This is a genomic window from Roseibium sp. RKSG952 (genome assembly GCF_009711355.1).
This window is the reverse complement of record NZ_SMMF01000921.1, coordinates 1-12931: the sequence shown is the minus strand read 5'-3', so window position 1 is coordinate 12931 and position 12931 is coordinate 1. Positions and strand designations below refer to the sequence as shown.

Below are 12931 nucleotides of genomic sequence, written 5' to 3'. Positions count from 1 at the left end.
CGCAATTCTTGACCACGTCCCCTTTGATGGTTGGTCTGAGACAAGCTTTCGCGCGGCGATAGAAGACAGTGATATCGACGATGGGCTGGCGCGCGCCATCTGTCCGCGCGGGGCGGTTGATCTGGCGCTGGCATTTCACGCGCGTGGCGACGCGGCCATGCTGGAACGGCTGAAGACCGAAGATCTGAGCGGCCTGAAGTTTCGCGAGAAAATCGCGGCTGCGGTCCGGTTCCGCCTGCAGGCGGTTGAGGACAAAGAGGCGGTGCGCCGTGGTGTGACGCTTTTTGCACTGCCTGTTTATGCCGCCGATGGCGCCAAGGCGATCTGGGGCACATGTGATCTTATCTGGGACGCGTTGGGCGATACATCAGATGACGTGAACTGGTACACCAAACGGGCTACTCTGTCGGGGGTCTATTCCTCGACGTTGTTGTTCTGGCTGGGGGACGAGACGCCCGGTTATCAGGCCACATGGGAGTTTCTGGATCGTCGCATCGAGGGTGTGATGCAGTTCGAAAAGCTCAAGGCGCAGGTGAATGAGAACCCGTTGTTCAAGCCGTTCCTCGCTGTCCCAAACTGGCTGGCAGGCCAGGTGAAGGCACCTGTCAAAATGCGCACTGATCTTCCGGGTTCGGTATCGTTCCGGAAATAACGGTGGGACTGCAACTTGTCGCTAGGCGTCTGCATGTCTGGCTGCTAGGCAAGGGGCAAAGGAGAATTGCCCATGACTCAGATGATGCGCGCCGTTGAAATCACTTCGCCGGGCGGCCCCGATGTTCTGCAGCTGACCGAGCGTCCGATGCCGGAACCGGGCGAAGGTCAGGTGATCATCAAGGTCGCCTATGCCGGTGTGAACCGTCCGGACGCATTGCAACGGGCCGGGGCATATGATCCGCCTCCGGGTGCCAGCGATTTGCCAGGGCTTGAGGCTTCGGGCGAAATCGTGGCCATAGGCACAGGGGTCGAAGGGATTGCGATTGGCGATCAGGTCTGTGCGTTGCTGCCTGGTGGCGGATACGCTGAATATGTTGCAACACCTGCCGCGCATTGTCTGCCAGCCCCCACAGGCATGGGTCTGAAGGAAGCGGCCTGCCTGCCCGAGACATTCTTTACAGTCTGGTCCAATGTCTTCACGCGTGGTGGCTTGAAGGCAGGAGAGCGTTTTCTGGTCCATGGTGGCTCCAGCGGAATCGGCACGACAGCCATTCAATTGGCCAACGCTTTTGGTGCTCGGGTGTTTGCCACGGCCGGATCGGCCGAGAAATGCGAAGCCTGTGTCAATCTTGGGGCCGAGAAAGCGATCAACTACCGGGATGAGGATTTTGTCGCGGCCATGCGCGCCGAGGGAGGTGCAAACCTGATTCTGGACATGGTTGGCGGCGACTACATCCCGCGCAACGTCAAGGCCCTGGCCGAGGATGGGCGACTTGTTCAGATTGCCTTTCTGCAAGGTCCCGTCGTCGAGTTGAACTTTGCGCTGATGATGGTGAAAAGACTGACTCTGACCGGAAGCACACTGCGCCCGCAAAGCGATCTGGCAAAGGCAAAGATCGCTCAGGATTTGCGCGAGGCTGTATGGCCATTGCTGGAGGCTGGAAAAGTTGCGCCGGTCATGGACAGCGAGTTTGATCTGGCGGACGCGGCAGCCGCCCATGCACGCATGGAAAGCTCGGGCCATATCGGCAAGATCGTCTTGAAAGTGGCTGACTGAATTTCAACGCGCGGGCCCGCACCGCGCGTAACCTTCCGGTCAGGACACAGCTCTGCGATACAAGTGCCATGTTGCGTGGCCCAGAACGGGCATGACGACGATCAGGCCCAATAACATCGGTATGGCACCGATCACCAACAATGCGGCGACGATGAAGCCCCAGGCCAGGATGACGCCTGGATTGTGCCGCAGCACGCGGACTGATGTAACCACCGCCACCGGCAGCCCCACTTTTTTGTCCAGCAATAGCGGAAAGCTGACAACACTAACGGCCAATGCGACCAGCGCGAACAGGAACCCGATTGCTGTGCCGAAAATGATCATGCTCCAACCTGCGCCTGTGGTGAATACTTCGGCGGCGAAGGCGCTGATGGATGTTGGCGGTTCGGGACCAAGCGTCAGCACATAGACAGCTTGCGCCACCATGAGCCAAACCAGCAGCAGCATGACCAGATAAAACCCAAGCGCCAAAATCGCTCCGAAAGAAGGTGATCGGAAAACGCCAAAGGCATCCAGCCAGTGCACGGCCCCCCCTTGTTCGCGTTTGCGGCTGATTTCATACAATCCAACCGCTGCCACCGGGCCGATCAGGGCGAAACCTGCAATCAGCGGGGCCAGCAAAGGCACCATATTCATGTTCAGCCCGATCCCGAACATGAGCAATCCCGCAATGGGGTAGATCAACACCACAAAGATCGCGTCTGCGCGTGTTTCGAGGAAATCATGATATCCCGCCCTCAGGCTGTCGCGCAGATCCTGTAATGTCAGAGTTTGCACGGTTGGCAGATGCCGGGTGTCTGAACTGCCGATCCGGGTTACGCTTTCCGCAATATGATCGCTGGTCGCTCCAAGATTTTGGGCGGCCCAACTGATCGGGTTACCGATTGTTTTTGCCATCTTCATCCCCTTCCTTGGCGGGTTCGCGCCGCGGAATGTATCCGGCATAAGGTTGCCCGTGGCCGGATCAGCCGGCAACGCATTGACCCAGTATAGCATATTTTTGCCGAAACCGGATCACTGCCTCGCGATCACACGGATTGCTCTGATGTGCAGGCGTGCTAGCCTTGCAGCAGGCAACAGGAGGTCAGCATGCAGCAAACTGCACGAACCGTAGTCATTCACGAAACCGGCGGACCCGAGGTTCTGAAGATTGAAGACAGGCAACTGGGCAGTCCGGGACCTGGCGAAGTGCGCATTCGTCATCATGCCTGCGGTCTGAACTTTATCGATGTGTATCAGCGAACGGGCCTTTATCCGCTGGAACTGCCGCATGCATTGGGCATGGAAGCCGCTGGTATCATTGAAGAAGTTGGCGAAGGCGTAACTCATCTGGAACCCGGCCAGCGTGCCGCCTATGCTGCCACCCCGTCCGGGGCATATTGCGAAGCCCGGGTGATGCCTGCATCTCAGGTCTGTCCTTTGCCCGAAGGCATCTCGTTCGATGCGGCGGCCGCCATGATGCTCAAAGGGATGACTGTTGAATATCTCTTTCACCGCACCACGCCGTTGAAACGAGGCGATACCGTCCTGTTTCACGCGGCTGCCGGGGGGGTGGGGCTGATCGCGTGTCAGTGGGCCAAGTCCGAAGGGATCACTCTGATTGGAACCGCCGGAACGGATGACAAATGCCGGTTGGCGCAATTCAATGGGGCCGCACATTGCATCAACTACCGGACCGAGAACTTTGCTGAACGGGTGGCTGCAATCACCAATGGCAAAGGCGTAGACGCAGTTATGGATTCTGTTGGTGCGGATACGTTCGAAGGATCGCTGGATTCGCTCAAACCTCTGGGAATGATGATTTCTTTCGGCAACGCATCCGGCCCGGTTCCGCCGTTCAATATCGGCATTCTGGGGCAGAAGGGATCTCTCAAAATCACCCGACCAACCTTGTTCACGCATATCTCGGATCATGCGGTTTGTCAGGCAATGGCACGCCGTCTGTTCGGCAAGGTCGAGGGTGGTGAAGTTAAAATTCACATCGATCAGCGGTTTCCGCTGGATCAGGTCGCCGACGCGCATCGCGCGCTTGAGGCGCGGCAGACCACCGGCAGCACGATCCTAGAACTCTGAACAAAAAAGACCCGGCTGTGTTAGCCGGGTCTCTGCATTCAAGTGAATGGATTCAGAAGCGGTACGCTGCCCGGACCTGAATCGTCGTCGCATCGACATCGATGCCGCTTGAATTGAAGTTGTCGAACTGGTGGTAGAGCACTTCACCACCGATGCTGACATTCGGTGCCACGATCTGTTCGTAACCTGCACCGATGAACCAGCCGTCATCGCTTCCCAGCGTGTTGGTGCTTGCTTCGGCATAGCCGGTGGTTCCATAGAGCAGCCCCTGTGGGTTGACCTTGTAACCGGCGCGCACCTTCAGGCGCCACACGTCTTCTACCTTGGCTGCGCCAGACAGGTCTACGTCGCTCCAGTCATAGTCAAAGCCGCCACCGAAGACCCAGTCACCCATGTCGTAGTCATAACCGAGGATGATACCACCGATGGCGCCATCACCGTCGACGCCTGAAAGGCTGGTGTCGATGTCGGCATAACCAAACTGAGCACCACCATAAAACCCGGTGAAATCACCTGAGGATTGAGCCATGGCCGTTCCTGCCGCCAAAGTCGCGACAGTGGTGACAATTGCCAATTTTCCTGTCATCTTTTTATCCTTCCATTCGGAAATTGAGCTCGTGAAGGCATCGCCAATCACGAACCTGTACTGATCATTACGTCCCGGCCCGGAGGCCGGATCACCGATGTTTCACCTATTCCAACCCGATTGTTTGCGCATTTGCCGTATTGAAGCACGCGCACCCGTGTTTCCGGGCGTTTATGATCAGCAGATAGGTTCGGGAAATTCAGTATCCAAATGAAGAACGGCGGCGGATACATCCGCCGCCGAAATGCAGTTTTTTATCAGCGGATTATTGCTGCAGTTCTGCCGGATCCTTGTCGGCAATGTCTGTCCAGTTGGCGCTTGCTTTTTCGATGAAGCCCGGGATGTCGCCTTCCCAGCGTTCCTGAATGTCCTGCGACAGGTTCAGGTACAGCTTGTTATCGACGATTTTCCAGTGGTTCGGGTCACCGTCAAACTTGAAGCCCATTGCGGCACCGAATGCGCAGTAGCCACCATATGCGGGCAGGTAGGCCGCAGGGTTGGCTTCGAAAGCGGCTTTGTTCTCTTCGGAGGCAAAGCGGTACATCGCGTCGTCATGCAGCGTGGTGATCTTGTAGCTGCCCTTGGTTGCTTCGCCTTCGGTGAAATAGGCGACCGGGTCATAACCCTGCATGGCTAGGCCGGTTGAGGATGCGTTGATTTCGACGCCTGCGGCCAGTGCCGAGCTTGCGATTGCTACGGACAGCGCAACGCCACCCAGTACGGATTTGATCTTGTTCATAACTTCACCTTTCGTGAATTGGGCTGCGTTGAACCATCTGAAAATATGGCGCGGCAACCCTGAGTTTTTTGTCCTGTGCGGTCGGTAATTGGCCGTCACAAAACCCAATTGGGCAGCGCCGTGATCACGTTCAAAGCAATCAATCGTGATTGTGCAGAGGTGAATAACAAGTGTTCAGAAATGCTGAGTCAGGGCTGATCGGGAACAAGCATCAATACAAAGTTTGAAACCTTTTCTGCGGACATTTCGCAAGGTCGCAGCAATGCACCGCTGTTCTGTGTGAGATAGAGATTCAGGCTGATGTAGTCGGTCCCGCCCAGTTCATGTGCAACCAGCTTGTGGGATTTTCCGCCTGACATGGCCTGTCGTGTCACGACATATCTGCGTGCTCCTGCCTGTCCGGTGAACGTACCGGATGGCAGGGCGAAGAACGCATTCAGGAACGCATCAGATGCGTTCACGACTTTCCGATTTTAGGTTCGGTACCGGCCTTGATGCGGGCGATGTTGGTGCTGTGGCGCCAGTAGACCAATAGGGTGAGAATGATCCCGAGGATAAAGGTCGAACCGTCGGTCAGTACCATGATCCAGGTTGTCGACAACGCCGCTGCGGCCAGCGCGCCGACCGAGGATATTCGCCAGATTGCAGCCGCCACAAGCCAAGTCAGGCAGCAGGCAACCCCAACTCGCCAGTCCAGTGCCAGCCAAAGACCCAGAAAGGTCGCGACGCCTTTGCCACCCTTGAAGCCCAGCCAAACCGGGAAGCAATGGCCCAGAAACGCGGCAAGCGCCGCGATTTGCGCGGCGTCCTCACCAGCCAGAACGCGGGCCAGCAGAACAACCACTGCCCCTTTGGCCGCGTCAAACAGCAAAGTCAGCGCAGCGGCGGCCTTGTTCCCGGTTCTCAGAACATTGGTGGCACCGATATTGCCAGACCCGATATTGCGCAGGTTCCCCAGCCCCATCACCCGAGCAACGATCATGCCAAACGGGATCGAACCCATCAGATACCCAAGTGCGGCCCAAAGAATTAGTTGGGTCGTGGTACTGTCGAAAAAGGGCATTAGGATCTCCGGTAAGCTTCTTTTCCAGCGACAAAAGTCGCGGTGACCTTACCCTGCATGCGCTGGCCGTCAAACGGAGTATTTTGCGATTTTGATTTGAGCGTAAAGCGGTCCAGCACAAAGGGTACATCCGGGTCAAACAGAACCAGATCAGCAGGTGCCCCTTCGGACAACCGGCCACAGTCCAGACCCAGCCGTTTCGCGGGATTCAGTGTCATGGCGCGAAACAGAGTGGGAAGGTCCAGCTGGCCTGCATGATAGAGGCGCAACGCAGCAGGCAGCAGCGTTTCGAGGGCGACCGCACCCGAGGCGGCCTCTTCAAACGGCAGGCGTTTGCTTTCTTCATCCTGCGGCGTGTGCATCGAACTGATCGTGTCGATCAGGCCGGTTCGCACCGCTTCGATCACGGCTTGCCGATCGTCCTCAGATCGCAGCGGCGGCTTGACCTTGAAGAAGGTGCGATAGTCGGCCACGTCCAGCTCATTCAGTGTCAGGTGGTGGATCGAGGTTCCGGCGGTGATGTCCAGCCCGTTGCGTTTGGCCCGTTCCAAGGCGGGCAGGGCGCGGGCGGTGGTGATCTGATCAGCGTGATAAGCCGCGCCGGTCATCTCTAGCAAAGCGATATCGCGATCAAGACCCATGCGTTCAGCCATGGGGGAAACGGCGGGCAACCCACGCAGCGCGGCAAACTTGCCGCTGGTCGCTGCAGCGCCGGAGCTAAGCCCCGGCTCCTGCGGATGCGCGATAACCAGTGCGCCGCAAGACCGGGCATAGGTCAGTGCGCGAGAAAACACCTTGGTGTCTGCGATGACGTGATCGCAATCGGTAAAGGCAACGGCACCTGCATCCAGCAGGAATCCGATCTCGGTCATTTCGCGCCCTTCACGTCCCTTAGTCAGGGCGGCCATCGGCAGCATGTTGACGGGTGTGTCAGCCTGTGCCCGGCGTGTGATGAATTCCAGCGTTTCTGGGGTGTCGATGGCCGGGCTGGTATCGGGACGGGTGACAATGGTGGTCACGCCTCCCGCCGCAGCGGCAAGACCTGCGGATTTGTAGCTTTCCTTGTGCCGTTCACCCGGCTCACAGACTTTGACGCCGATATCGACGATGCCAGGGGCCAGACATTGCCCGTTGCAGTCGATGACCTGGGCGTCGGTTGAAGGGGCACTTCCTTCGCCACGCGCCACGATTTGCCCATCAGTCACGTGCAGCCAGCCAGTGCCATCTGTTCCGGTTTCGGGGTCGATTAGGCGGGCATTGGTGAAAATAATATTGCTCATGGCAACGCCCTTTCGATAGCGGCTTTGGTGGCAGCGGGGTCGGCCTGGTACTTGATCAGATGCTTGTCACCGCCCTTGGTGACGATCTGGACGAAACTGCCCATCGTGTTGACGGCGGTGATCTGGTTCAGCGGCACTGTGCGGGGGCCGGGGCCGGTCAAAGTTGTCTCGGTCATTTCCCAGGCGGCGGTCATTTCTTCTGAGGCCAGATACCAGGCACGTAGACCGATAGCGGCAAGTCCAGCGGGCGCGCCGGTCCAGACATATGGGTTTCCGATCAGCCAGAGAACAAACATCGCACCAGCCATGGCCACAGCAGCCAGCCATGCGTTTGTGCGAATATAGGCCTGTTTGTCAGGGGCGAAACGGATCACAGAATCAACCACAGAACGCCTCCTATGATCAGAAGGATCAGAAGGGCCAGCGCAGCTGATCCGATGCGATGTGGCCTGTCATCCTGCGCTGCGCCTTGAGGCGCTGAAAATGGTTTCGCGCTTTCGGTCTCGATCGAGCCGCCTGTCCAGTTGGTGGTCTCTTCGGTGTAAAGGCCGATCAGACGAACCCGGGGATCAGGTTTTAGCGTAGCGCCCCTTCCTGCAAAGGCAGCGCTGCGCAGGACAAGAACCCAACCTTCGACAGCATCCAGTGCATTGCGATCCAGTTGATCCTCTGAAACGCCGCACCCTTCGTTCAGGTAGCCAAACAGGCCCAGTTCTTCGAGATCGGAGACGGGAAAGACATCGATCTGCTTGGGATCAAGACCCTGAACACCAAGCACTTGATCAACAGCGCCCGGTTCACGCAGGAACTTCGCCTCTTCCGGGCGCATGTTCAGCGAAAACAGACGCAGGACACCATGTTCATGTGGGGCGACGATCAGTTTGTTCATGCGGCCTCGCTCAGGTTGCGGGCAAGTAACTCCATCGCGGCCATGCGGACAGCCACGCCCATTTCGACCTGTTCCTGAATCACCGAGCGGTTGATGTCATCGGCCAGCGTACCGTCGATTTCGACGCCGCGGTTCATCGGACCGGGGTGCATCACGATCGCATCCGGTTTCGCCAGCGCAAGTTTGGCGGCGTCCAGACCGTAACGGTGATAGTATTCCCGCTCGGATGGGATAAAGCCGCCATCCATGCGTTCTTTCTGAAGGCGCAGCATCATGACGACGTCGACGTCTTTCAGGCCTTCATGCATGTCGTCGTAGATTTCGGCGCCGAATTCCGAGAACTGAGCGGGCACCAGCGTCGGAGGGCCGATCAGGCGAATGCGGTTTTCCATCTTGCCCAGAAGGATCAGGTTCGACCGGGCCACACGGCTGTGGGCCACGTCCCCGCAGATTGCAATGTTCAGACGGTGGAGGCGACCCTTGGCACGACGGATGGTCAGCGCGTCCAACAAGGCCTGGGTCGGGTGCTCGTGCCGACCGTCGCCCGCGTTCAGCACGGCGCAGTTCACTTTCTGTGCCAGCAGATCAACCGCGCCGGAATGTGGATGGCGTACCACCAGCAGATCGGGATGCATCGCGTTTAGCGTCATCGCGGTGTCGATCAGGGTCTCACCCTTTTTGATCGAGCTGGCCTGCATCGCCATGTTCATCACATCCGCACCCAGACGTTTGCCGGCAAGTTCAAAGCTGGCCTGTGTCCGGGTCGAGTTTTCAAAGAACATGTTGATCTGGGTCAGCCCTGCCAGCACGTCCGAATGCTTGGTCGACTGGCGGTTCAGGTCGACATATTTCTCGGCCAGATCCAGAATGGCAGTGATATCGGATTGCGACAGATGCTCGATGCCAAGAAGGTGACGATGGGCGAAACGCATTGGCGGGCTCCTGTCTGACAATCGGGCCGCTTATAGAAAGCTGCGCGGCCCGAGGCAACCTAAGGTTCCGTTCCTTCGGGCAGTTTCTCGCAACCGCCTTCGGGCAGGCACTGCTCGCCGGGTTTGCACCACTTGCCGTTTCCGCAGTCGATGGCCTTGAGTGGTACACATCCCCGACCGGCAGAACATTTGAACCCCTGACGGCACTGGGAACCGGTTTCTTCACACAAGTACCAGCCGGGGCGACTGCATCCGCCCCCCGGCAAACAAACAGAACCCGGTGCACAGACCAATCCATCATCGCATTGATTGATCGGCTTTGGGCGGGGGCTGGGATCGAAGTTGGGCGTGATCCGCTCGCATTCTCCGCGCCCGTTGCAACGTGAACCACTTGGACAATCAAGGCTGGAGGCGCATTTGTTCGCCCCGGCAGGCGCACATCGGGTGCCGCCAGCTACGCAACGTTCGAACGGTCCGCAGGATCGCCCACCGCCGCAATAGGTGCCGCCAGCCCGGATGCAGTGACCGTCAAAGCTGCACCTTTGGCCGACCGAACAGCAGTTGCTGCCACATTGGAACTGACCGGCGCGGCATTGGTTATGCTGGTCGTGAAAAGTCGCTGACGCGGGTTCGCCGCTAAAGACGGCAAACAGCAATCCAATCAGAAGGAATCGTAAGGCAAACAGCATGAATATCCGCATCGTCGGTGCGACCGAGCGCCATGGCAAGGTCTATTCGCTTTCCCTCGGTCAAAAGGTGGTTAGATTGAGAAGCATGGAATCGGCTTTGGACTATCATACGGCGCGTGCCTTGCTGGAGTGGCAGGCTGAACTGGGCGTGGCTGATGCGATCGGTGACACCCCGGTTGACAGATATGCGCTGCCGGATACTGCGCCCAAAGCGAAAAAGCCTGCCGCGGTTCAGAAAACGCCGGAGAAACCAAAGCAAGTCGATCCGACTGCCGTGGCCGAAAAGGCAGCGCGAGCGGCAGGATCACTGCCCGAATTGCGCGCGACGATGGAAGCGTTTGATCTTTGCGATCTGAAGCGCGGCGCGCGGCAACTGGTGTTTGCAGATGGCACACCTGGGGCTCGCGTGATGATTGTTGGCGAAGCGCCGGGCCGCGACGAAGATCGCGAAGGAAAGCCCTTTGTCGGTCGGGCCGGGCAGTTGCTGGACCGGATGCTAGCGGCCATTGAACTGAATCGCACCGAAAGCGTTTATATCACCAATGTTCTGCCATGGCGCCCACCACAGAACCGGGATCCCAAGCCAGAAGAAATTGGCATGATGAAGCCGTTTCTCGAACGCCATATCGCGCTGGCGAAACCCGAAGTGCTGGTGGTGATGGGCAATATCAGTTGTCAGGCGGTGCTGAGCAAACGGGGTATCACGCGGTTGCGTGGCAAGTGGGATCAGGCACTGAACCTGCCCGTCATTCCAATGTTTCACCCCGCCTATTTGTTGCGTCAGCCGCAGATGAAGCGGCAGGCCTGGGCCGATCTGCTGGAGCTCAAGGCACGGCTGGAGAACGGGTGATGAAAGTTCTGGCCTTTTCCGATCTGCACCTTGCTCGGAATCGGGCAGCAGAGCTGGTTGCGGCCAGTTCCGAGGCGGATCTGGTGATTGGCGCAGGTGACTATTGCAACATGCGACACGGTCTGGATGAGGCCATGGTCATGCTCTCGGGCATCGCGGCCCCCATGATTCTGGTGCCGGGCAATGCCGAAAGTGCCGAAGAGCTTGCTGATGCAGTCCCTGATGGTGTTCATGTTTTGCACGGGTCTGGGATGACCTTGGATGGCGTACACCTGTTCGGGTTGGGCTATGGTGTACCTGTCACCCCCTTTGGTGACTGGTCCTGCGATCTGTCCGAAGGGGCCGCGGCCGAGTTGCTGATGCGGTGCGACAGTGCCGATATCCTCATCGTACACTCGCCGCCCAAAGGATACGGGGACAAGACATCACAAGATGTGTCTGTCGGTTCATCCGCCATTCGGGATGCTGTTGAGCGGATTCAACCAGCGCTGACGCTATGTGGTCATATCCATGACAGTTGGGGATATCGCGGTTCGATTGGACAAACCAATATCGCCAATCTTGGTCCGCGCGTGAATTGGTTCGAGGTCGACGCATGATTGAAACAGTAACGTTGCTGGCTTTCATTCCGGCAGCCATCGCCCTGAACCTGACACCCGGGGCGGATATGATGTTCTGTTTCGGTCAGGGGCTGCGATCTGGCGCAAAGCCCGCAATTGCTGCTAGCGCTGGGATATCATTGGGCTCGATGATTCACGTCTTTCTGGCTGGTCTGGGATTGGGGGCTGCAGTTGCGGCCTTACCTTGGATGTTTGACGCCATCCGGTGGCTTGGGGTCGCATACCTGCTGTATCTGGCTTGGGGTGCAATTCGTCATGGTGCGATATCTGCGGATGGCTCTGCCAGACCTACCCGATTTGCGTTTCGCGACGGGTTTCTGGTCAATCTCACCAATCCCAAGGTCGTCCTGTTCGTTCTCGCATTCATTCCGCAATTCGTGAACCCGGTGGCCGGGTCTGTTCTTCTGCAATTTCTGATCTTCGGATTGATCATTTCAATCGGTGGTTTTGTCATAAACGGCCTGGTCGGGGTTTTCGCAGGTGGCGCAGGAAAGGTTCTGATCAACAACCCTCGAGCGTCCCGTATTCTGGGCTGGGTCAGTGGCGGTATTTTCACCGCATTGGCAATCCGGCTCGCCATCATGGAAAGGGCCTGACACAGTATGTCACGCATCGATGAAACCATGGACTTCATCCCGGTCCGGATCGCAGTTCTGACAGTTTCGGATAGCCGCTCGCTTGAGGAAGACCGCTCCGGCCAAACACTGGTTGATCGTATTGAACGCGCTGGTCACACGGTCGCCGATCGCAAAATCCTGCGGGATGAGCGTGGTGAGATTGCAGATCAGTTGCGCGCCTGGGTGGCCGATCCGGAAATCGACGTGGTGCTATCAACCGGGGGGACCGGGCTGACAGGGCGCGATGTGACGGTTGAGGCCCATCGCGATGTCTACGAAAAGGAAATCGAGGCGTTCGGAACAGTTTTCACAATCATTTCAATGGAAAAGATTGGCACATCAGCTGTTCAGTCGCGTGCGACGGGTGGCGTTGCGGGTGGAACTTACCTGTTCGCTCTGCCTGGCAGCCCGGGGGCATGCAAAGACGCTTGGGACGGAATTCTGGAAAAACAGTTCGATTATCGGCACCGCCCCTGCAATTTCGTGGAAATAATGCCCAGATTGGACGAACATCTGCGACGGAAGTAGACTGGTCGTACGTTTAACGTCTCATAACCGCTTTGTGGCTTGGCATTTTTCTACGTCCGGCTACCTTTTGCGGATGGCAGCCCGATGCAACCGGAGTGAGTGATCAATGCGATTTTTGCGGCAGAGCCTTGTTGGCGTTTTTCTGGCGTCTCTGACGCTGGCACTGCTGTTTGTTGCCGTTCAACTGATCACAGGCGCGGTGCAGGAAGTTCTGACACGGGACAATCAGCCGCCGCAGGCCCGCGAACGGATATTTGCCGTGACGGTGCAGACTGCTGAACTGGATACCGTGACCCCGCAGTTGGAGGCATTTGGTCAGGTACAAAGCCGCCGCCGACTGGAATTGCGGGCTGC

At 57.8% G+C, this 12931-nt stretch carries 16 protein-coding genes and 1 pseudogene; 8 read left to right on the top strand and 9 right to left on the bottom strand.

Annotated elements, in window-relative coordinates:
* A partial coding sequence (locus E1297_RS21460) for a COQ9 family protein (protein ID WP_155142179.1) occupies positions 1-652 on the top strand: 652 nt, incomplete at its 5' end.
* Positions 653-724: 72 nt separating this feature from the next.
* Positions 725-1711 (top strand): NAD(P)H-quinone oxidoreductase, encoded by a 987-nt coding sequence (locus E1297_RS21455; RefSeq protein ID WP_155142087.1) that lies wholly within the window; start codon positions 725-727, stop codon positions 1709-1711.
* 39 nt (positions 1712-1750) lie between these two features.
* Here E1297_RS21455 and E1297_RS21450 read toward each other — a convergent pair whose 3' ends face one another.
* Complete coding sequence (locus E1297_RS21450; protein ID WP_155142085.1) at positions 1751-2608, bottom strand: DUF2189 domain-containing protein; 858 nt, start codon at positions 2606-2608, stop codon at positions 1751-1753.
* Between the two features lie 192 nt (positions 2609-2800).
* Between E1297_RS21450 and E1297_RS21445 the strand changes: the two genes are divergently transcribed.
* Positions 2801-3784, top strand: coding sequence for a quinone oxidoreductase (locus E1297_RS21445; RefSeq protein WP_155142083.1), 984 nt, complete (start codon positions 2801-2803; stop codon positions 3782-3784).
* Positions 3785-3836: 52 nt separating this feature from the next.
* Here the strand turns inward: E1297_RS21445 and E1297_RS21440 are convergent, their stop codons facing one another.
* From E1297_RS21440 to E1297_RS21405, 8 genes are all read right to left on the bottom strand, one after another.
* Positions 3837-4370, bottom strand: coding sequence for an outer membrane protein (locus tag E1297_RS21440; protein WP_155142081.1), 534 nt, complete (start codon positions 4368-4370; stop codon positions 3837-3839).
* A gap of 265 nt (positions 4371-4635) precedes the next feature.
* Entirely contained in the window at positions 4636-5109 is a 474-nt protein-coding gene (locus E1297_RS21435; protein ID WP_155142079.1) for a YHS domain-containing (seleno)protein, read from the bottom strand.
* 188 nt (positions 5110-5297) lie between these two features.
* Positions 5298-5570: a hypothetical protein gene (locus tag E1297_RS21430; protein ID WP_209015913.1), complete on the bottom strand. Its 273-nt coding sequence runs from the start codon at positions 5568-5570 to the stop codon at positions 5298-5300.
* Positions 5567-6172 (bottom strand): glycerol-3-phosphate 1-O-acyltransferase PlsY, encoded by a 606-nt coding sequence (plsY, locus tag E1297_RS21425; RefSeq protein ID WP_155142077.1) that lies wholly within the window; start codon positions 6170-6172, stop codon positions 5567-5569. Before plsY ends, E1297_RS21430 begins: the two co-directional genes overlap by 4 nt.
* Positions 6172-7452 (bottom strand): dihydroorotase, encoded by a 1281-nt coding sequence (gene pyrC / locus E1297_RS21420; RefSeq protein WP_155142075.1) that lies wholly within the window; start codon positions 7450-7452, stop codon positions 6172-6174. Before pyrC ends, plsY begins: the two co-directional genes overlap by 1 nt.
* Positions 7449-7838, bottom strand: coding sequence for a hypothetical protein (locus E1297_RS21415; protein ID WP_209015912.1), 390 nt, complete (start codon positions 7836-7838; stop codon positions 7449-7451). The genes pyrC and E1297_RS21415 overlap by 4 nt, the downstream gene beginning before the upstream one ends.
* Positions 7823-8341 (bottom strand): hypothetical protein, encoded by a 519-nt coding sequence (locus E1297_RS21410; protein ID WP_155142073.1) that lies wholly within the window; start codon positions 8339-8341, stop codon positions 7823-7825. Before E1297_RS21410 ends, E1297_RS21415 begins: the two co-directional genes overlap by 16 nt.
* Positions 8338-9273: an aspartate carbamoyltransferase catalytic subunit gene (locus E1297_RS21405; RefSeq protein WP_155142071.1), complete on the bottom strand. Its 936-nt coding sequence runs from the start codon at positions 9271-9273 to the stop codon at positions 8338-8340. The genes E1297_RS21410 and E1297_RS21405 overlap by 4 nt, the downstream gene beginning before the upstream one ends.
* Before the next feature lie 687 nt (positions 9274-9960).
* Between E1297_RS21405 and E1297_RS21400 the strand changes: the two genes are divergently transcribed.
* The 5 genes and pseudogenes from E1297_RS21400 to E1297_RS21380 form a co-directional block, all read left to right on the top strand.
* A complete protein-coding gene (locus E1297_RS21400) occupies positions 9961-10812 on the top strand; it encodes a uracil-DNA glycosylase family protein (protein ID WP_244327838.1) in 852 nt (283 codons plus the stop codon).
* The gene (locus E1297_RS21395) at positions 10812-11411 is read left to right on the top strand and encodes a metallophosphoesterase family protein (protein WP_155142069.1); all 600 of its coding nucleotides are present in this window, start codon (positions 10812-10814) and stop codon (positions 11409-11411) included. The genes E1297_RS21400 and E1297_RS21395 overlap by 1 nt, the downstream gene beginning before the upstream one ends.
* On the top strand, positions 11408-12028 hold the full coding sequence (locus E1297_RS21390; RefSeq protein WP_155142067.1) for a LysE family translocator: 621 nt from the start codon (positions 11408-11410) through the stop codon (positions 12026-12028). The genes E1297_RS21395 and E1297_RS21390 overlap by 4 nt, the downstream gene beginning before the upstream one ends.
* A 6-nt stretch (positions 12029-12034) precedes the next feature.
* A complete protein-coding gene (gene moaB, locus E1297_RS21385) occupies positions 12035-12577 on the top strand; it encodes a molybdenum cofactor biosynthesis protein B (RefSeq protein WP_155142065.1) in 543 nt (180 codons plus the stop codon).
* A gap of 106 nt (positions 12578-12683) precedes the next feature.
* Positions 12684-12931: pseudogene (locus E1297_RS21380) on the top strand (hypothetical protein); the annotation flags it as partial.